This window comes from Streptomyces sp. NPDC005181, from assembly GCF_040608395.1.
Classification (GTDB): Bacteria; Actinomycetota; Actinomycetes; order Streptomycetales; family Streptomycetaceae; genus Streptomyces.
The window spans coordinates 14,576-32,682 of sequence record NZ_JBEXID010000075.1; the positions used below are offsets into that span (position 1 = coordinate 14,576).

An 18,107-nucleotide genomic window follows, 5' to 3' on the forward strand; every position below is an offset into this window, starting at 1 on the left:
TCCTAGATCTTGTAGTCGGCGTGCGGAGTCGCTCTGCCCCACACGGTCTCGAATGCGTCGACGCACAGCTTCACCACGTCGGCTCGCTCGTCCACCTCGTCCCCCAGGTATGTTCCGTCCCCTGAGAAGTAGCCGAAGCGGACAACGCGGTCGTCGAACACCCAGAAGTCGTTGCCGGGCAGTGCGATGGCCGACGCTTGGCGACGCGGGAGCCAACGGATTTGCTCACCTGCGGCCACGTTGGCAAACGTGCCGTCGTACAGGTACTGCGTGTACTGGCTGACGGGCTCGGACACGATGCGTGCGCGCCGGAACTCGACACCCCTTCCGACGGCCGCCGCAACCATGTCCAGCCAGGGACGCCACCATGTCGAACGGTCGTCGGGGTCCGGCCGATAGCCAGACTTCCACGCCGCGACGCGTGGAGCCTCGTCGGGGTCGTCGTAGAAGTCGCGCATCTCCAGGTGCACGGCCGACCGCCGGCAGTTCGCCAGGAGTTCAGCGAACGGGGGCGCGCTCTGCGGCATCGCAAGCCTCCCGAAGTGCAGCGATCATGCGGAAGGGGAGACGGACCACGGCCTCACTGTCCGGGATGGGGCCAGCCTCCAGGCACTCCGCCGTCATGGCTTCATCCGCCTTCCATCCCTGCGTCACGATTTCCTGACGCTCCATGTCGACCCACACCGTCGGGCAGTTGGCTCCGTCGGTGTTGGGGTCCTTGGCAATGAGCCGTAACGTCATGGTTTCTCCTTGGTCATCGACGTTGCACGAACTTCTACGACGATGGCCCGGAGCGGGCGTCGGGTCAAGGGCGCATCGAGCCGCGCTGTCAGAGCCAGCCGGCCGACCGCATCCGCTGACGCCACGAGCGACCGTGGGACGGAGAGCAGTAGCGCTTGATCTTCCCGCGGCCCGGGGTCTGCGCGACGTCGGCACCGCACTGCGAGCAAGTCACGGGCTGGTTCTTCGCGGCGTCGGTGTAGTCCATGGTGGTTCCTCTCGAAGTCCTGGGGAGCCCCCGGAGAGGCCACGTCGGCCTTCTCTAGGGGCAGTTGGGGTTATGCGTGGAAGCCGCTCCCCCATGTCAGGGGAGCGGCACTCGTGTGCGTCAGGTGTGCGTCACACGTAGCGGCCCGTTTCGATGGCGGCAGCCGTCGCGTTCTCGCGGACGATCATGCGGGTGTCGACGATGTCCGTGATCTCGCGATCACCAACCCACACGTGGTTCTCCACGGTGATGTTCGGCGCCTGATTTCCGCCCTGGCCCGCGGGGAGACTTGCCAGGTCTGCGGCCTGACGTGCCATGGCCCGCGTGTCACCGTTGCTGTAGATCTGCGCGGGACTCATGAACCGGACCAACTCCGGTCCCTGCTCGCCGACCATTGCCAGTTCCCCGACGCTGGGGAATCCGCCGGCAAAGTAGCCGGATGGCTTCTTCGCCAGGGCAGGGGCGAATCCGTAATGTGAGGTGAAGAGCGGGTCATTCCAACCCCGCGCGCTCTTCCCGACGACCACGCATTGCCCGCCACGCGATTCCACGTTGACGCCTGCCAGCGTGCCGGCCGTGTGACCGACTCCAGCGTTTGTGATGCCGATCTGGAACGGCGAACGCAGGTTCCGCACCCATCCCGCCGGGGCGTTGTTCCCCTGGAAGGAGAACGTCGACCACAGGCGACCCTTCGGGACCTGCCCCAGGATCATTTTCTCGATGCTGCTCATGAAGCCGGAGCAGTCGAAGGACGGATTCCCAGCGCCGCCCACTGGTACGGCTTGCCGGCCTGCGAGCGAGCCCACATCAAGGCTCGTCCCACGCCGCCGGATGCGGACGTACCGCTACCGTCACCGCCGAAAATGGAGTTCTTCAGGCTCTTCAACATCCCGATGGGGATTTCCGTCGTCAGCTTGCCCCAGTCGGAGGAGGCGAACTTCCTCATCTGCTCGCGCGCCCAACCCATTGCGGAGTTGAACAGCTTGTCAGGGTTGGTGAGGAAATCCGTGGTGTGTTCGCGGCCAGGCGCGACGCTCCCAGAACGTCCGCAGGCTGGCCCGTGGAGCAAGCCGCCTGTCGAGTAGGACGGGCATGCCGAAGCCCCCGCCATCTGGCGGGGGCTCTTCGTCGACTGCTCATTTGGCGCGCGCAGGCTCCTTGACGGTTGGACTCCTGCGCGGGAGCGGGAAGGCGCCCACTCCTTCGGCGTCAGGGTCGACGTCGCCCACCAAAGGTTGCCACCGGTGCGCATGACCGTCGGGCCACACCTTCACCGTGACGCCGAACGTATGGAGAAGCTGCCGCCTGGCGCCGTCATCAGCTGCGGCAGCCCATTCCGATTCAACACTCTTGCCTGTCGGACGGGTGACCATCCCTGCCGGTCGAATCGGTGTTGCACGCAGACGCTTAATGTCGGCCGACAGTTCGCTGTATCGCGTTCGGTACCACTCGGCGTCGTCTTCGTCCTCGTACAGCCCTGCTGCGCGGTCGTCGCGGAGGCGATTGCGCGCCGTCAGCAACTCGTCCAGGGCCTCTTCCGCACCGTTGCCGGGGTCGTAGACCGTCTCCATGAACATGTGATCGCCGAAGGTCTCCAGGAACCAATTGGTGAGGCTGGACTCCAGGATGTCGATGTGGATCGTGGGCGACGGCCGGCAGTCGGACAGTCCCTTGGCGCGCGACTTGCACGTCATTGCGACGGGGAGGCCACTGCGGTACAGCCGGAATCCGCAGACGCCGCACAGGGCGACGGACGAGAGCAAGTGAGTGCCCGACTGCGCCCGCTTCTGCCGTGGCACCTTCGGCCCTAGCTTCGCCACGAGGGCGTCATGGGTTGCGCGGCTCCACAAGCCAGGAGCTACACGGACAGGGAGCCCTTTGTCGTCGATGACGGGGCGCCCCAGATGCATGAGATAGCCGAGAGCCGCTTCCGACACGAGCATCTTCGTCAGTGCAGCACCGTCCCACGGACCGCCCCGCGGCTCCCTGCCGCTCATGACGCGCTCGTGATCCGCAGGCGAATAGACGCCCGCCCGTGTGAGCCTGGCTGCCTCGCTGTACTCCGTAATTTCATCGGTCTCGTCCGACAGGATGCGGCGCGCGACGTCGCGCAGGATCTCGCACGCGTTCTCCCGCTCGCGTACGTCGGGCGGCATCTCCTCACCCCGGTCCAGGCCTACATGGTCAATGCCTGCCTTCGGGTGGAGGCGGACGTACCGGTATCCGTATGCGTGCTTTCCCCGCTTACGCCCTTGGTTCCGGGCCTTCGTCGTCTCGTCCCGGTTGCGCCCTTGCGTTGCCCGTAGTTCACGCTGTGCGCCCCACGCCTCCATGATGAAGCGATCCTCGTCGAAGGGGTCAGACAGGTCCCACGGCCCGACGTGGCCGTACGTTACGAGTAGCTTGCCTTCGTCGCGCAACCTGAACCCGGTGTTCAGGCAGTCGACTAGGCTCCGCCCGATGCGGTCAACGGCTGCGCCGGCCACACCGTCATAGGGGCCACGCTCGTTACGCAGCCATGGACCCAATTGCGGACGGGACAAGGGATTTGTGGCGCCGGAGACTTCCCAGTCGTCAGCCCACGCGATGACGTGCCCGCCTACGCTGGCCACGGCCGACAGCACATTGTCTCGTTGACGTGCGGGTGACCACGTCGCATCGGACTTCCGCGACAGCCGACGTACGGCTACGAAGCACTTCCCGCACCCGTCATATGGACGTTCCTCAGCGTGGCTCATCCCGCCCCTCGTCAGTACAGTTAGGCCATAGTACCGATCAGGAATGTGTTGTAGGTGAGAATCCTCAGCGACGGGATGTCGGCGGCTGCCGCCTGAGGAGCATGTGCGGCCAGCGTGACGGCGGCGAGCGCGGCGGACAGAGTCACGCCGGAGGTGCGACGGGGTGCGGTGAGCGGCACGGGGTCTCCTGCTTCTGCTGATGGGGGGGGTGGAACGAGCAACCCACGTCAAATCAGCGGGAGTTATCCATGGGTAGACACCCGGTGTCGGGAGTCTCTCCATCGGCGTACCAATGGTGTGGGGGATCCGGCGGGCGCGTCGCAGCCGATTCCGGTCAGCGGGCGGTCAACGCGCCGACCCGCAGGGCGTCTTCGGTGACACCTTCACCGACCAGTTGGTCCGCGTACGACCCGGGCACCGTGCGGGCCGAGGGTCGAGGCCGCAGATGGTCGCTCCGCGACGTGGCATCCGCAGCCCCGGCGCGGCGCACAGTGCGCCGGGCTGTCGTCGCACAGTGCGAGGAGGCGACGGCGAAGAGTGGAATGGACAAGGCGAGCATGCGCTCGCCGCCGGTCCGGTCGCAGGGACCGCGCCGCCCGACGCCGGTCCGGTCGCAGGGACCCACCGGTCGCTGCGACCCGTGGTGCGCTATCGCCCGGCGCCGCATTCTCAGCTGGGGCCAGGCCCTCGCTCCCGCTTCCCGCACTTTTCACAGCGCCCTGAACTCAACGGGGAACCGCTGCCAACAGTGCAGAATCATCTCGTCCCTCCCGTCAGCATCTGCGGCTGCCGGCGGACCGGTTACGGTTCAATAGTGACCGCCTGGTCCCGCGGAACCGCGATCTCCCTGGGGACCGGGACAGCTGGCATGCTGTGGCACGGCGGCCGTACGACAGGACAGGCAGGGCCGGTGTGATGAGGATGTTCTTCGCGTCCGAGGAGACCGAGGAATTCGAGGCAGCGTGTTCGCTGCTGATCCGTCGGACGGTTCAGTGGGCCCGCGAGCGGGGCGAGAGCGTGGACCCGTTCGTCGTCGAGACGGCGCTCGATTATCGCCACCGAGGTACCTGCGACGGGCGGCTGGGGCTGTGGGAGCCCCGGCACATCGAGGAGTATCTGCTGGACTGGCTGCCGCGCACGGCCACCGTGCTGCCCGGCGAAGAGCTGGCGGATGCGCCCGGCACGCTCGCAGCCCTGCTGCGCTACCTCGATGCGATGGGCCTCAGCGACCCGCGCGGGGCATCATCGGCCGACAACCTTGCTGCGATCGAGACCATCTCACCGCGGTACGCCCCCGCCATGGCTGACCGCGGCCGCTGGGGAATGGCGAAGTTCTGGGCGGTCACCGCAGCCGAGCAGGGGGTCGATGTCCAGGATCCGGCGGCGCTTGAAAGCTTCGTGGAGCAGGCTCAGCAAGGTGAGGTGCCGTACGACCAGGACGTACTGGACGAGGTGTTGCGCAACCACCTGACGCGCGGCCCGGCAGCGGTGACACGCGCCGAACCGCAGCTGCCGGTCCTGCTGCCCGCGGAGAAGGAGCTGCGTGCACGCGCCGAGACGTCCCGCGCGTTGCGGTGGCTGCGAGGGATCGCCGACTGGGCGGGCCCTGAGGGGCGCGCGCTCACCGCTACGGGCCACCTGCGAATGGCGGACGCGCGAGCCCTCGTCGCCGAGCTGGGGACAGGCGACGCGGTGGACAAGGTGCGCTCCTCCACGCAGCTGCCGCGGCTGGGGCTTGCGGTCGAGTGGGCGAAGAGGGCCCGGCTGGTACGGGTGGTCAAGGGGCGGCTGTACGCGGTCGCCAAGGCGCAGCCCCTGCTCAAGGACCCGCTCGCGCTGTGGCGGCACGCCTTCGAGACCTTTTCCGAGCTGCGCATGCCACTCCTGGGCGCCCGCGGCGGCCGACACGTCGGGTCGATGCTCTTCGTCAGTTTCGAGGACACCGTGCCGGATGTTCTCAACACCCTCTACAGCCTGCCGCACGCCATGCCCTGGCCCCGGCTGCGCGACTCGCTGCACCTGCGCTACCGCGCCGAGTACGAACTGACCGGGCACTACGCCTGGCAGATGGAACTCGGACACGCGGACCGTGATCTGCGCACCGCATTGGACGTGCTGGAGGACCTGGGCGCGATCAAGCGGCACGAGGGCATGGCCGACCCGGTCTTCCTCGACATACCGCTCGAGGAGTCCGTGCTGCCGCCCGCCGGGATGCCGCCGGAGCTCGCCGAGCTCTTCGGCGTTGTTGCCGGTGGACACGGGGAGAGCGAGGATGCCGAAAAGCGGAGCAAGGAGCAGCGGGCGGAACTGACCGACGGACCCGTCGAGTTGATCCGTCTCACCGCCCTTGGCCACGACTCCGTACGCCGTCGGCTGCTCGCCGAGGGGCGTGATGCCCCGCGTGTCGGTGAACTCGCCCACGCCCCCGCCGCCGGGCTCCTCGGTGTCATTGCCGAGCACTACGACCCGGACGCCGCCCGCACCGAACTCGCTGCCTGGGTCGCCGCCCAGGAGAGCCCTGCCGAGGCGCTGGAGAAGCTGACCGACGCGGTACGCGCGACCCCGTTCCGTACCCGCGCCGAAGCCATGCTGGACGCACTCGTCGATGCGTACCCGGCCGGCGAGGCTCTGCTGCGCGGCCTGCGCGGCGACCCGCTCCTCGGCCCCACTGCCCTGAGTGTCCTGGTGCGCCGGGAGGTCCTCGGTGCCGAGGATCTCAACGAGCCCGAGAGCCTCGTCATGGTCGCCGAGAGTCTGCTCCAGCTCCTGGAGACAGCGGGCCCCGAAGGCTTGCTCGAAATTCTGGGAGGCCAGGAACTCTCTGCCCATAAGGCTCTTGAGGCCGCTCTCGCATCCGGTCACCCCGACCAGGCGGGTCTGGCGGATCTGAGGACGGTCGCCGAGCAGGCCCGTCGGCGGCCGGCCGCGCATCTCGGCCGCAGCCATCAGCGGCGCCGACCGGGCGCAAGCGGCAGGGGCAGGGGCGGCAGGCGGCGGCACTGACGCCGACGGGAACGAGGCCGAGGAAGCAGCGAAGGCCGCGGGCCGGGAGCCAATTACACGGCGACGCACTCCACGATTCCCGGAAAGGCGGAGACCTCACGCAGCCATCGCCACCGCGGCCTTGCTGAGCGAGGCGTCGGGCGCGGGGGCCCGGTCGGCGAAGACGACAACCCGCAGTAGTGCGAACCGTCCGATCCCCGCCAGAGCGGACGCCGACAGATAGACCGTCTGCTCGACCAGGGCCGAGGGCTCGGACCGGACGGCGTACAGGCAGAACAGCGCCCCTGTCGTGAACGCGTAGCTCACGGCGACGGTCACCCCGGACTGAAGGTGAACCCCCCACCCCTTCCGCCCGCTCCGGAAGGAGACCCGCCCGTGCAATTCGGTGGCGATGACCGTGGAGACGACGGTGACCAGCGCGTTGGCGACGGCCATCGGGATCCGGTCGTTGAGTAGTACGAGTACCCCGCTGGACGCCAGCCCGACACCGCCACCACACACGACGAACCGCACGAAGGCCGCGACGAGCGGATGAGGAGTGCGCGTCCGCGGACGCGAAGGGGCGGTCACGAGGGGCCTCCGTAGGCTGGGCGGAACGGTGTTTCGATTCCACCCCGGAACCTACGGACCGGGCGTCGTCCGAGCGACCGGGCTGATCCCCGACTTTGCTGGGGGGTAACCCCCAGTTGTCCCCTGGGGGAAGCCCCTGGGTATCCCCGCCGAGTTGCCGCAGGGGGACTTCAGCGGGAGAGCAGCGGCGGTCGCTGCCGTAGCGACGGAGGGGAGTCCGTCCGCTGCTGCGGCGGTGCCACCGGGCGCAGCGTGCGCGGACGCGCGGCGACCGCGTAGCCCGCCCGGGCTCTGCGGGCGCGATTGCGCCCGGACTCGGAGCGAGGTGCTCGTAGGCCGCCGCGAGCCGGTGGCGTCCGAGCCCCGAAGGGCCGCTCGCGATCTGCGTCCTTGTCCGCAAGGCGGTCCGGGCCGCCGCCGAAGGGCGCCCAGGAAATTGGCGAGTACACGCCCATTGTCAGGGTCGCGGCGAAGGGGTTACATGGTCCCTGCACGCGGACGAAAGCGCTTTCTGTCTTCCGGGAGACCCCGGTCGACTGCCCCTTCGCTGCCGCTGGGAGGCTGCATGACACCGCCCCGCACCAGACGCTACTCACTCGCCGTCGCCGCGCTCGCCGCGACGGCCTCGCTTGCCGCCGCCACGTTTCCGGCCCAGGCGGCCCGCCCCTCGACCGCCCACACTCCGCTGCGAGCCCAGGCCGTGGCGGCGTACGACTTCGGGCACCCGGACCCCGCCGACCCCGGTCGCGAGCAGGACATCGGGCGTTCCGGCACCGCGCTCAGCCTGATCAACGGCGGTTCCGCGATGCGCGTGGCCGACGAGGCGTATCCGGGTGCTTCACCCGCCCTGCAGGTGCGCCAGCAGAACCCGGCCACCGCGGGCAACGACGACTGGAAGGCCGGGACCTGGGACGCCGAGGGCATGTCGTCCCTCGACGCCTTTCGCAGCGCCCGGGGTGCCACCGTCATGGGCTGGTTCAAGATGACGGGCGACAACCCCGCCCTCAACTCCAACACCGCCAACCCGAGCGACCGCTACAACGCGATCGGGCTGGCCGGCGTACTGTCCGGAACCTCGGACGGTCACGCGGTGCGTGCACTGCTCGAACTCATCCAGGTCAACGGTGAGTTGAAACTCGTCGCGCTGGGCAGACGCCTGGACAGCGGCGCCTCCCAGACTTTCGCTGCCGATGCCCCCTGGGAAGAACTGCTGCCCCGCGGTGAGTGGGTCCACCTGGCTGCGACGTTCGACTTCCGCGACGGCACCCTCGCCCTCTACCGCGACGGCAAGCCCCTGGACGGCTTCTACGTCACGCCGGGCGACCCCTGGGAACTCACCACCACGCCGGCGCCCCACCGTGCCTCGACCACCGATCCCCGCGGCATCAAGATCGGTGGCAGCTTCCCCCAGAACACCAGAGAGAACAACGCCTGCGACTGCCGCATGGACGACCTCCTGTTCCTGAACCGTCCGGTGCCGGCCGGAGCGGTGGCGGCCGAGTACCGGCGCATGACGCGGGGCCGCTGACCGTTCTCGTCCCTGGATCGTCCTTTCCCTACTTGTCGCGCCAGCCCGAAGGGACCCGCATGGCGTCACGACGTACGTATCGAAGGAACTGGGCGGCCGTGGCCGTCAGCGCAGCCCTCGCCCTGGGCGGTCTCGCTGCGCCATCCCATGCCGACGAGCCCGCCGCGGCGACAGCCGCCCTGACCGACCCCATTCCGCAGAAGCCCGTCCAGTCCAGGACGGGTCTCGTCCTGCAGGAGTTCGCACAGTTCCCCAAGTCGGAACCGGTCCCGGCGCCGACGGATCCGCGCCTGAAGCGCCACGCGCGGATCAACACCATCAATGAACTCCCCGACGACTCCGGCCGGATGGCGACCCCCGACCTCAACGGCACCCTGTACCTCACCGACCCCGGCACCGCGACGCGCGCATCCGGGGGCACCCCGCACCCCTACCTGGACGTCAAGGCGGCATTCCCGCACTTCTTCTCGGGCCGCGGTCTCGGCCAGGGCTTCGGGTACGCCGCATTCCACACGGAGTTCGGAGCGAACGGGCGTTTCTACACCATCCACACCGAGCTCGCCTCGCAGGCCACCGAGACCCCCGATTTCCAGCAGGCCGGCACCCTCACCTATCACGGCGTCATCACTGAGTGGACCGCCGACGACCCCTCCGCGGACGTCTTCCACGGCACCCACCGCGAGGTGCTGCGTATCGCCTTCACCGGCCAGGTCCACGGCATTCAGCAGATCGACTTCAACCCGACGGCCAAGCCTCACGACGAGGACTACGGCTTGCTCTACCTCGCGGTGGGTGACGGAGGGCAGGGCGTCGGCAACAGCGAGCCGCAGAACCTGACGCTCCCGCACGGCAAACTTCTGCGGATCGACCCCGCGGGCCGAGACAGCGCCAACGGCCGGTACGGCATCCCCACGTCCAACCCGTTCGTCGGCGAGCCCGGTTCCCTCGGGGAGATCTACGCCCTAGGCATGCGGGACCCGCACCGCTTCAGCTGGGACGCGGGCGGCAAACACCGTATGTATCTCGGCCACATAGGCGAGCACGCCATCGAGTCGGTGTACGAGGTCAAGGCCGGTGACAACTTCGGCTGGAGCGAGCGCGAGGGACCCTTCGCATTCGACAAGAAGACCACCGACCCGTGCGCCCGCATCCTTCCCCTGCCCGCCGACGACGCCCAGCAGTACGGCTACACCTATCCGGTCGCCGCCTACGACCACGACCCGGGACCCGACTGGAACTGCCGGTCCGATGTGGGCCGCGCCATCGCCGGAGGCTCCGTCTACCGCGGCAAGGACGCGCCGGCGCTGCGCGGAAAGTACATCTTCGGCGACCTCGTGGACGGCCGGATCCTGGCCGCGGACACCCGCGACATGCACCGCGGCGGCGACCTCGCGCCGCTCGAGCAGCTGATGCTCTTCGACAAGTCCACCGGGAAGACGGTCACCATGCGCGACCTCGCCGGTGACCAACGTGTCGACCTACGCTTCGGCTCCGACCGCAGCGGCGGGCTGTACATCGTCTCGAAGGCCAACGGCAAGGTCTGGAAGGTGACCGGGACCCGCACCTTCGCCGACTGCGAGATCGGCAACACCCCCACCACCCACACCACCGGGCCCGACAACTGGGCGCCGGTCACCCCGGCCAAGTGGGCGTACACCACACGGGAGACGATCATGACCGAGCCGGGCGTCGCCCGCCCGGGACCGCGCCGCCCCTTCGAGTACGCCGTCCTGACCGCGGGCCCGCGCTACTCCTCCGTCACCATCGAGGCGGAGGTACGGATCGACACCCCCGTCGAGATCACCAACCGTGACGTCATTCTCATCTGGGACTATCAGTCCGACACCCGGTTCCAGTACACGCACTTGTCGAGCGACAACACCATCTACCCGCACAACGGCATGTTCACAGTCAACGACGCCGACCGGCTGCGCATCGACGACCAGTGGAACGGAACCTTCGGCGCACCTCCGGCGATCAGGGACGACGGATGGCACAAAGTGCGCCTCACCCACTGCGCCGACACCGGTGAGACCGCCGTCTACTTGGACGACAGCCGCAACCCGCTGATCACGGCCACCGACCCGGTCTTCGCCTCGGGCCGGGTCGGCTTCGGATCCTTCGACAACGCGGGCCGCGTCCGTCACCTGGAGGTGAAGGGCACTCGGGCCGGCGACTGACCTCGCGGGAGCGGGCCGAGACCGTCGGCCCGCTCCCGCACCGTCACGAAGGACCGAGGCTCGACGCGCACACGCGGGTAGGACTCACTGGTCAAGCGGCCTTCAGCTGATCGGCAACGCCGCGTCGGCATGCTCGGGCTCGGAGGGCGCGGGGGCGGGCGAAGTCGCCGGCGAGGGCGTGGGCTGCAGCACCAGGGAGTCGGTCCGCTGCTGCGGCAGTGCTATCGGCTGGAGCGGACGCGGTCCCGCCACGACCGCGTAGTCCGGACCGAGGAACCGCGGCTCGAGGGCGCCAGGTTCCTCGCCGAGGGCGAGCTGCACGGCGGCCCAGGGGGCGTTCAGCCCGCACTGCGAGAGCTGGTGGAGGCCACCCGCGGGGCGGGTGTTGACGTCGAGCAGGACCGGTTCGCCGTCGAACAGCCGGAACTGAATGTTCGTCAGGTGATGCAGTCCGAACGTCTCCGCGATGCGGCGGGCCGGTCCGGTCCATGAAGGGTCGAGCGTGAAGCCGCGGCGGCGTCCGTTCTTCGTGCGCCCCACGGCCATCCTGACCCGTCCGTCGGGGCCGGTGAGGCAGTCCACGGACACCTCCGGCTCGTCCAGGCGCGGCATGACGAGCCAGTCGACGCGGCGTTCGGTGCGGCGCAGGGCGTCGACGATCAGCTGCAGGGGGACGTACGGGCTCGGGAAGCCGCCGAGGTGGAGCAGCGAGAACGGGGTCCGCGTGATGATGCGGAAGCCGACACCGCCCGCTCCGGCAGCCGGTTTGAAGCATGCCTTGTGGCCTGCCTCCTCCAACGCGTCGACAGCGGTGAGGAGTTGTTCCTCGGTGCGCACCCGCCACCACGGCGGCACCGCGACACCGATCTCCTGCACCTTCTCGTACGCACGCGCCTTGTCCTGGAACGTGGTGACGGCCTCGGCGGGCGGCGTGAGCAGGGCGGTCCCGAGCGCGGCGAACTCCTCGCGGTGCGCGGCCACGGTCGCCTGGTGGAGGACCGGGACGAACACGTCGATGGCGCGCCGGGCGCACTGCGCCAGCGCGTATTCGAGGTACGCGGCCAGGGACAGGCCCTCCGGTTCGAGCGCCGCGGTGTCGGCGGCGGCGAGGACGGGGGAGTCGGGGTCGCCGTGCGTGGCATGGATCTCCACGGGACGCCGCTGGGGATTGTCCCGCAGCTGATCCATGAAGAATACGTTCTCCGCGTACGTGCGGTTGAGCCAGACGCGTACGGGAGAAGCCATTCAGGCCGCCTTCCAGGGTTCGCGGGCATGACGGCACACGGCCGTGCCCGGTCAGGGAGAGGGAGAGGCACAAAACCGCGGCAGGTGAAGGGAAGCCGGCGGCGGGTGTGCTGGGGGTGATCATAGGGCGCGCAGAGCCACCTGACTGCTACGTCCGTGTTACGGAATTCGCGGGTACGTGGTTGCATGCCGATTCGACGGGTGTCCTTCCACTTTCCGCCCGGTCGAATTCGCCGAGCAGACGCGCACTGCCTGAAACATCCCGAAAATCCCCTGTGCGCCGATGGCCCTACGCTCGAGGAGGAAGCGAGGAAGCGGGGGAGAAGCAGACGGGAGACGAGCCTGTGGTCGGCGCCCCAGAACCTGAACCGAGCCCGCCCCGAGCGGGCCGCCTGCGCTCGGTGTCCGGGCAGGACGTACCGCTGCGCCACCACGTGGTGCACGGCTACCGCCGCGCGTACCGGATCGCCGGAGACGGTCCCGTGATCCTGCTCATCCACGGCATCGGCGACTCCTCCGCGACCTGGGCGGATCTGATCCCCGACCTGGCGCGCAGCTACACCGTCATCGCCCCCGACCTCCTGGGCCACGGGGCCTCCGACAAGCCGCGGGCCGACTACTCGGTGGCGGCATACGCGAACGGCATCCGTGACCTGCTGGGGGTGCTGGACATCGAGCGTGCCACCCTGGTCGGTCACTCGCTTGGCGGTGGCGTGGCCATGCAGTTCGCGTACCAGTTCCCCGAGCGGACCGACCGCCTGATCCTGGTGAGCACGGGCGGTGTGGGGCGCGAGGTCAACCCTGTCCTGCGGGCGGTGTCGCTGCCGGGCGCAGACCTCATGCTGTCCTCGCTGAGACTGCCCGGCATGCGCAGCCAGGTCGACCTCTTCACCCGACTGATCAAGCTTCTCGACACCGACCTGGGCCAGGATGCCGCAGAGCTGCTCAACGTGGTGGACGCGCTCCCCGACGCCACGTCGCGCAGCGCGTTCATCAGCACCCTGCGGTCGGTGGTCGACTGGCAGGGCCAGGTGGTGACCATGCTCGACCGCTGCTACCTGGCGGAGGGCATGCCCACGCTGCTGCTGTGGGGATCGCGGGACAGCGTGGTGCCGGTCCGGCACGCCTACCGCGCGCACGCGGCGATGCCCGGCAGCCGCCTGGAGATCTTCCATGGTGCAGGCCACTTCCCCTTCCACAGCGACCCCGCACGCTTCCGCGCCCTGGTCGAGGACTTCGTGCGCACCACGGCCCCGGCCGACTGGAGCCAGGAACGATGGCGGGAGCTGCTGCGCGTCGGACGGCTCGGCAGCGCGGCGGGGGAGCCGGACACCGCGTACCACCGGGCCGTGGAGCGCGATCTGCGCGAGGCGAGTGAGCGCAGCGCTACGTGAGGGTGGCGGGCTCCGAGTGCCGGGGCTCGGAGCAGGCCCTGCCGCTCTTGGGGCGCCCCCAGAGGTCGTTGGGCAGGAGCCGGAAGCCTTGCGGGCGGTGAGCGGCCGCATCATCCGGGAGTGCCGGAACGCGGGCGGCGCCCCGCTCTCGTACCCTCCGGGAAGGCGCGTGGCACCAAATTCCTTAAGCCGTCAGCGAGTTGTCCGAGCTGGACAGGGGGTGTAGCTCTCCACGAAGACCCCATCAGACAACCACGGCCGACCAGGCGACCCCTTCGAGGCCACCCCGGCGTGGCCGTTCTCGCGCCACTGGCGCCGCCGGCGTTCCACCGACCGCTCCGAGACCCGCAACGCGGCAGCGATCTCCCGGTTGTTCTCCCCGGTCTCGGAGCAAGCCGCGGCCTGGAGCCGGACCCGCTCCCGTGCGGCCCTCTCGGTGTCGATCAAGCCGCCTCCCTGCGGATATCTCACCGCACCTGGAGTACCGAAGCCACCTGTGTGCTGTCCGGCGAACAGCCCGACCTCACGCATTCAAGTGCAGTAGCGGGCGAATCGGCCGCGGGTGATGCGGCGTTCGCCGCCCATGCGGCGCCGATCGCGTGAGTGCCGGCCGGTGCGATCGGCGTGCCGTGGCGGGTGATGGAGACTAACGGCGAGTCGGTCCACAGTTCGCCCGCGACTGCCAGGCCGCTCTGTCCGGCTCCGAGTTGCGAGTTCACATGAAGGTGAATAACGTGACATTCGGTCGTAATGTCCAGAATGTGAACATTAACGTCTCAATGCCGCCTGTTTCCGACTCGAATCTGGGTTGAATAGTTCCCGGGTCGCAGGGGGTTCCGTGTCGGTTTCGACTGCCGACGACGAGAAATCTGGTCGCCCGAAAATGCGGAAATGGCCCAAGGAGATATTCATGCCCGAGACGTCCCAATGGCTCTCGCGACGAAAGTTGCTTTTCGCCTCGGCCGCTGCGACGACCGCGGCAACCACGGGGGCTTTCGGCCTGCTGTCCGAGAGGTCGGTCGGCGTGAACGGAAGCGAGAGTATCCGGCCATTCCGCGTGATCTTCGTCGGCGGATCATTTCGACGCGGTGGCCCGACCGAGAGACTGTCCGGGATCAGTCACAGGGCGTCCAGTTGGCGACCATCAAAGAACTCGCACGCTACTGGGGTACGGCCTACGGTTGGCGGAGGATCGAGGCAAGGCTGAATTCCTTGCCGCAGTTTCTGACCAAGATCGACGGGCTTGATATTCATTTCATTCACGTCCGCTCCCGTCATTCGAACGCACTGCCGATGATCTTGACTCACGGCTGGCCGGGATCCATTCTGGAATTCCTCAAGGTGATCGACCCGCTCACGAACCCTACCGCCCATGGTGGACGTGCGGACGATGCCTTTCATCTCGTCATACCGTCGATGCCGGGTTACGGTTTTTCGCAAAGGCCGCCGAGTACCGGATGGGGTCCCGACCGCATTGCGCGCGCCTGGGCCGTACTGATGGAGCGTCTGGGATACAAGCATTATGTTTCCCAGGGTGGCGACTGGGGGGCGGTAATCTCGGACAAGATGGCGATACAGCAACCTGCGGGCTTGCTCGGCATCCACGTCAATTTTCCGGCCACCGTGCCTGCGGACATCGCGAAGAAACTCAACTGCGGCGACCCGGCCCCGGCTGGCCTGTCCGTCGAGGAGAAGGGGGCCTACAATAAACTCGCCGCTTTTTATAAGACGGGCTCGGGATACTCCGCCATGATGGTTACCCGTCCCCAGACTGTGGGATACGGGTTGTCGGACTCGCCCGTTGGACTGGCCGCCTGGATGTACGACAAGTTCGCCGCATGGACGTACAGCAACGGCCATCCCGAGCGAGTGCTCACCAAAGACGAGATGCTCGACGACATCACGCTCTACTGGGTCACAAACACCGCGATTTCTTCCGCCCGCCTCTACTGGGAGAACAACGCCAACAATTTCAATGCCGTTTCGGTTTCCATCCCGGCCGCTGTCACAGTATTTCCTGGCGAGATTTACCAGGCGCCGCTGAGTTGGACGAAGCGTAGCTACCACAAGCTCATCTACTTCAACAAGGTTCACAACGGTGGTCACTTCGCCGCGTGGGAAGTGCCGGATATCTTCGCCAACGAACTAAGGTCCGCATTCAGGTCACTACGCCCCGATGCGCAGACGTCGGTCGGGAAGTGACCTTCTGGTCGGATTTCGATCCAGCCGTGGGTCGGTGGGTGCGGACCGGCGGGCGGTATTCGCTCGTCTATCCGAGCTATTCCACGGTTCGGTTCCGGGCACGCCTTGGCAGGGCCTGCAGCGATTCCCAATGGAGTTGTCAAGCCCGGCCGGTGACTCGCTGCAAGTGGATCAGCCCAGCGCGATGGGGCTCGACGGCACGGTGATCAAGCGGCGGCGGCGAGGGCGATGACGGCCTGCCTGTGACTCTTGCCTTCGGCTCGTTTGCGCTCGCGGTACGCCTTCGAGGCGGGGCGGCATCGGGCGGTGACCACGGCGGACATGTAGAAAGACCCGCAGAAGACGTCCGCGGTAGCGGCCGTGGTCGGCGCAATGTTCGCGCCGATGCGACCGGAATCCTTGGGGACAGTGCACTGGCTCCGGCCGCGGCGCAGACGCAGTAGTACTCGGGAGTGCCGGAACATTCCCAAGCTCTCGAGTACCACACGCGCCCGGGGCCTTGATGTAGGAGCCACCGGACCTCCCGTGGAGAGCTGGCTCCGGCCGCGGCGCACTGCTCGACACCAGCCTCCGCGGGAACGACCACGACGCCCGCGTTCCCCAGGGGTCGCTCTCGCCCAAGCACTCACCGCCTCCCTGGGGAGCCGAGGTCCGCCAGCGCAAGCATGCGAGCTGTTGAAATATTCCGACGCAACTACTTTTCCGGACCGTGGCCCTCCTCACAGCCAAAATAGTTTTTCATTCAACTATCCCGGCGTAGTGTCGCAAGTGCCTGATCAAAGGCAGCCCGCGGCTCTCATCGTGCAGGTCACGGGGCAAGCAAGGAGGAGAGATCATGGGATACACGTTTGCGCGTCGGGCTGCCGTCGCAGTGGCCTCTGCAGCGGTCGCGGCGGCAGGACTCCTCGCCACTGGCGGTTCCGCCTCGGCGGTGCCCCCCACGACTGGCGACCGGCCCGCCGTCGTTTCTCACTGGTCCGCTGACGCCCACTACGAGGGCTGGTCCGGTCGCTGGGGTGAGGGTTGGGGCAATCATCACGATGATGGTCGTGGTTATTGGGTCCACCACCATGATGGACATCGCTACTGGGGCCGGGACCATGATGACCGCGGCCGTTACCAGGCAAGCGAAGACGATGCTCGTCGTCAGTGGGTCCTGGACCAGGTCCACTGGCTCCGTGACCACGGCGCGCGTCGCTACTGAACTTGATCGGGTGATGTCGGAGCCGTTCGCCTCACGGTGGGCGCTAGGCTCCAGTAGCCCTGGGCTGTGAGATGCGCACAGGGTGGTGGGTTGACCGACGCCGGGAGAGCCGCGCGGGAGCGGATCCGGCTGCAGGCCGTGAAACGCTTCGGGGGCGGAGAGAAGCTGCGCGCGCTCGCGAAGCGGCTGAAGACGCAGCAGGAACTCGCGTGCCGGCTCTGGGAGACGGATGACACCGCGGCGAGACTGCTGGCGATCCTGATCTGCCGCCCGAAGGCGTTCGAGCGTGACGAGTTGGACGTCATGTTGCGCGAGGCGCGCACACCCAAGGTGCACGACTGGCTCGTGAACTACGGGGTGAAGAAGAACCCGCACTCCGAAGAGCTGCGCCTGGCCTGGTCCGCCGATCCGGATCCAGTGGTCGCGAGTGCCGGCTGGGCACTGACCACCGAACGCGTGGCGAAGAAGCCCGAGGGCCTCGACCTCGCGGGACTGCTCGATGTCATCGAGGCGGAGATGAAAGACGCCCCGGATCGCCTGCAGTGGGCGATGAACCAGTGCCTGGCTCAGATCGGGATCGAGCACGCCGAGCACCGCACCCGTGCAATCGACATCGGTGAGCGCCTGGCGGTGCTCAAGGACTACCCGACTTCCCCGGGCTGCACGTCTCCGTTTGCGCCCATCTGGATCACCGAGATGGTGCGCCGACAGCACGGTAGGTAGGAAGGTTCGCGCTCACGCTCGTGCCGGACGAATGGCAGGAGTTCCTCGGCCATTTCGAGCTCCGCAAGGTTGCCCTCGGGATCTGCACCCGCGACTACGGCACCCCCTGTGTCCACGGGCTGACCTCAGGCACGGCAGCTTCACCGCACGGCTCAGGATGCTGCCGCGGTTGAGGCTTCCTAGTGCTGCTCCGCGGAAGTTCGTAGAGGTCGTGATCTTGTGGGCGGGGGTCCACTGACTGGCATCATGTCGCCATGGCAGCGGACGAGGTGGCGCAGTACGGGGCGGGCGAGACAGCGCTGATCGTTAGGGTCTCCGAGGCGGAGCCTGTC

General features: G+C 67.9%; 16 protein-coding genes. 6 read left to right on the forward strand and 10 right to left on the reverse strand.

Going from position 1 to position 18,107, the window contains the following annotated elements; genetic code table 11:
- Window positions 1-2: 2 nt before the first annotated feature.
- The 7 genes from ABZV38_RS31475 to ABZV38_RS31505 form a co-directional block, all read right to left on the reverse strand.
- Window positions 3-527 carry a DUF6879 family protein gene (locus tag ABZV38_RS31475; protein ID WP_356331842.1) on the reverse strand — a complete coding sequence of 175 codons (525 nt, stop codon included), beginning with the start codon at window positions 525-527 and terminating at the stop codon, window positions 3-5.
- On the reverse strand, window positions 499-741 hold the full coding sequence (locus ABZV38_RS31480) for a hypothetical protein (RefSeq protein ID WP_356331843.1): 243 nt from the start codon (window positions 739-741) through the stop codon (window positions 499-501). Before ABZV38_RS31480 ends, ABZV38_RS31475 begins: the two co-directional genes overlap by 29 nt.
- 88 nt (window positions 742-829) lie before the next feature.
- Complete coding sequence (locus ABZV38_RS31485) at window positions 830-988, reverse strand: hypothetical protein (protein ID WP_356331844.1); 159 nt, start codon at window positions 986-988, stop codon at window positions 830-832.
- 131 nt (window positions 989-1,119) lie between these two features.
- Window positions 1,120-1,719: a hypothetical protein gene (locus ABZV38_RS31490; protein ID WP_356331845.1), complete on the reverse strand. Its 600-nt coding sequence runs from the start codon at window positions 1,717-1,719 to the stop codon at window positions 1,120-1,122.
- Window positions 1,720-2,124: 405 nt separating this feature from the next.
- Window positions 2,125-3,726, reverse strand: a complete 1,602-nt coding sequence (locus ABZV38_RS31495) for a recombinase family protein (RefSeq protein ID WP_356331846.1) — start codon at window positions 3,724-3,726, stop codon at window positions 2,125-2,127.
- Window positions 3,727-3,746: 20 nt separating this feature from the next.
- Window positions 3,747-3,905 carry a hypothetical protein gene (locus tag ABZV38_RS31500; RefSeq protein ID WP_356331847.1) on the reverse strand — a complete coding sequence of 53 codons (159 nt, stop codon included), beginning with the start codon at window positions 3,903-3,905 and terminating at the stop codon, window positions 3,747-3,749.
- A 155-nt stretch (window positions 3,906-4,060) separates the two neighbouring features.
- A complete protein-coding gene (locus tag ABZV38_RS31505; RefSeq protein ID WP_356331848.1) occupies window positions 4,061-4,276 on the reverse strand; it encodes a hypothetical protein in 216 nt (71 codons plus the stop codon).
- A gap of 365 nt (window positions 4,277-4,641) precedes the next feature.
- Here ABZV38_RS31505 and ABZV38_RS31510 point away from each other — a divergent pair, with 365 nt between their 5' ends.
- Window positions 4,642-6,729 carry a hypothetical protein gene (locus tag ABZV38_RS31510; protein ID WP_356331849.1) on the forward strand — a complete coding sequence of 696 codons (2,088 nt, stop codon included), beginning with the start codon at window positions 4,642-4,644 and terminating at the stop codon, window positions 6,727-6,729.
- A 96-nt stretch (window positions 6,730-6,825) separates the two neighbouring features.
- Here the strand turns inward: ABZV38_RS31510 and ABZV38_RS31515 are convergent, their stop codons facing one another.
- Window positions 6,826-7,299, reverse strand: coding sequence for a hypothetical protein (locus ABZV38_RS31515; RefSeq protein WP_326625784.1), 474 nt, complete (start codon window positions 7,297-7,299; stop codon window positions 6,826-6,828).
- A 565-nt stretch (window positions 7,300-7,864) separates the two neighbouring features.
- Here ABZV38_RS31515 and ABZV38_RS31520 point away from each other — a divergent pair.
- Window positions 7,865-8,827 (forward strand): hypothetical protein, encoded by a 963-nt coding sequence (locus ABZV38_RS31520; RefSeq protein WP_356331850.1) that lies wholly within the window; start codon window positions 7,865-7,867, stop codon window positions 8,825-8,827.
- A 98-nt stretch (window positions 8,828-8,925) separates the two neighbouring features.
- The gene (locus ABZV38_RS31525) at window positions 8,926-11,007 is read left to right on the forward strand and encodes a PQQ-dependent sugar dehydrogenase (protein ID WP_356331851.1); all 2,082 of its coding nucleotides are present in this window, start codon (window positions 8,926-8,928) and stop codon (window positions 11,005-11,007) included.
- 102 nt (window positions 11,008-11,109) lie between these two features.
- Here the strand turns inward: ABZV38_RS31525 and ABZV38_RS31530 are convergent, their stop codons facing one another.
- Window positions 11,110-12,252: an ATP-grasp domain-containing protein gene (locus tag ABZV38_RS31530; RefSeq protein ID WP_356331852.1), complete on the reverse strand. Its 1,143-nt coding sequence runs from the start codon at window positions 12,250-12,252 to the stop codon at window positions 11,110-11,112.
- Between the two features lie 401 nt (window positions 12,253-12,653).
- Between ABZV38_RS31530 and ABZV38_RS31535 the strand changes: the two genes are divergently transcribed.
- Window positions 12,654-13,646, forward strand: coding sequence for an alpha/beta hydrolase (locus ABZV38_RS31535; RefSeq protein ID WP_356331853.1), 993 nt, complete (start codon window positions 12,654-12,656; stop codon window positions 13,644-13,646).
- Window positions 13,647-13,838: 192 nt separating this feature from the next.
- Here ABZV38_RS31535 and ABZV38_RS31540 read toward each other — a convergent pair whose 3' ends face one another.
- Window positions 13,839-14,177 (reverse strand): helix-turn-helix domain-containing protein, encoded by a 339-nt coding sequence (locus tag ABZV38_RS31540; RefSeq protein ID WP_356331854.1) that lies wholly within the window; start codon window positions 14,175-14,177, stop codon window positions 13,839-13,841.
- A 546-nt stretch (window positions 14,178-14,723) separates the two neighbouring features.
- Here ABZV38_RS31540 and ABZV38_RS31545 point away from each other — a divergent pair.
- Together ABZV38_RS31545 and ABZV38_RS31550 are read left to right on the forward strand one after the other, a co-directional pair.
- Window positions 14,724-15,848 carry an epoxide hydrolase family protein gene (locus ABZV38_RS31545; RefSeq protein WP_356331856.1) on the forward strand — a complete coding sequence of 375 codons (1,125 nt, stop codon included), beginning with the start codon at window positions 14,724-14,726 and terminating at the stop codon, window positions 15,846-15,848.
- 1,327 nt (window positions 15,849-17,175) lie between these two features.
- Window positions 17,176-17,775 (forward strand): DNA alkylation repair protein, encoded by a 600-nt coding sequence (locus ABZV38_RS31550; RefSeq protein ID WP_356331857.1) that lies wholly within the window; start codon window positions 17,176-17,178, stop codon window positions 17,773-17,775.
- Window positions 17,776-18,107 lie beyond the last annotated feature (332 nt).

What these genes read in the sequence shown, in the direction of transcription:
- ABZV38_RS31475 (WP_356331842.1), bottom strand. Translation starts at nt 527, where the DNA reads ATGCCGCAGAGCGCGCCCCCGTTCGCTGAACTCCTGGCGAACTGCCGG.
- ABZV38_RS31480 (WP_356331843.1), bottom strand. Translation starts at nt 741, where the DNA reads ATGACGTTACGGCTCATTGCCAAGGACCCCAACACCGACGGAGCCAAC.
- ABZV38_RS31485 (WP_356331844.1), bottom strand. Translation starts at nt 988, where the DNA reads ATGGACTACACCGACGCCGCGAAGAACCAGCCCGTGACTTGCTCGCAG.
- ABZV38_RS31490 (WP_356331845.1), bottom strand. Translation starts at nt 1,719, where the DNA reads ATGAGCAGCATCGAGAAAATGATCCTGGGGCAGGTCCCGAAGGGTCGC.
- ABZV38_RS31495 (WP_356331846.1), bottom strand. Translation starts at nt 3,726, where the DNA reads ATGAGCCACGCTGAGGAACGTCCATATGACGGGTGCGGGAAGTGCTTC.
- ABZV38_RS31510 (WP_356331849.1), top strand. Translation starts at nt 4,642, where the DNA reads ATGAGGATGTTCTTCGCGTCCGAGGAGACCGAGGAATTCGAGGCAGCG.
- ABZV38_RS31520 (WP_356331850.1), top strand. Translation starts at nt 7,865, where the DNA reads ATGACACCGCCCCGCACCAGACGCTACTCACTCGCCGTCGCCGCGCTC.
- ABZV38_RS31530 (WP_356331852.1), bottom strand. Translation starts at nt 12,252, where the DNA reads ATGGCTTCTCCCGTACGCGTCTGGCTCAACCGCACGTACGCGGAGAAC.
- ABZV38_RS31540 (WP_356331854.1), bottom strand. Translation starts at nt 14,177, where the DNA reads ATGCGTGAGGTCGGGCTGTTCGCCGGACAGCACACAGGTGGCTTCGGT.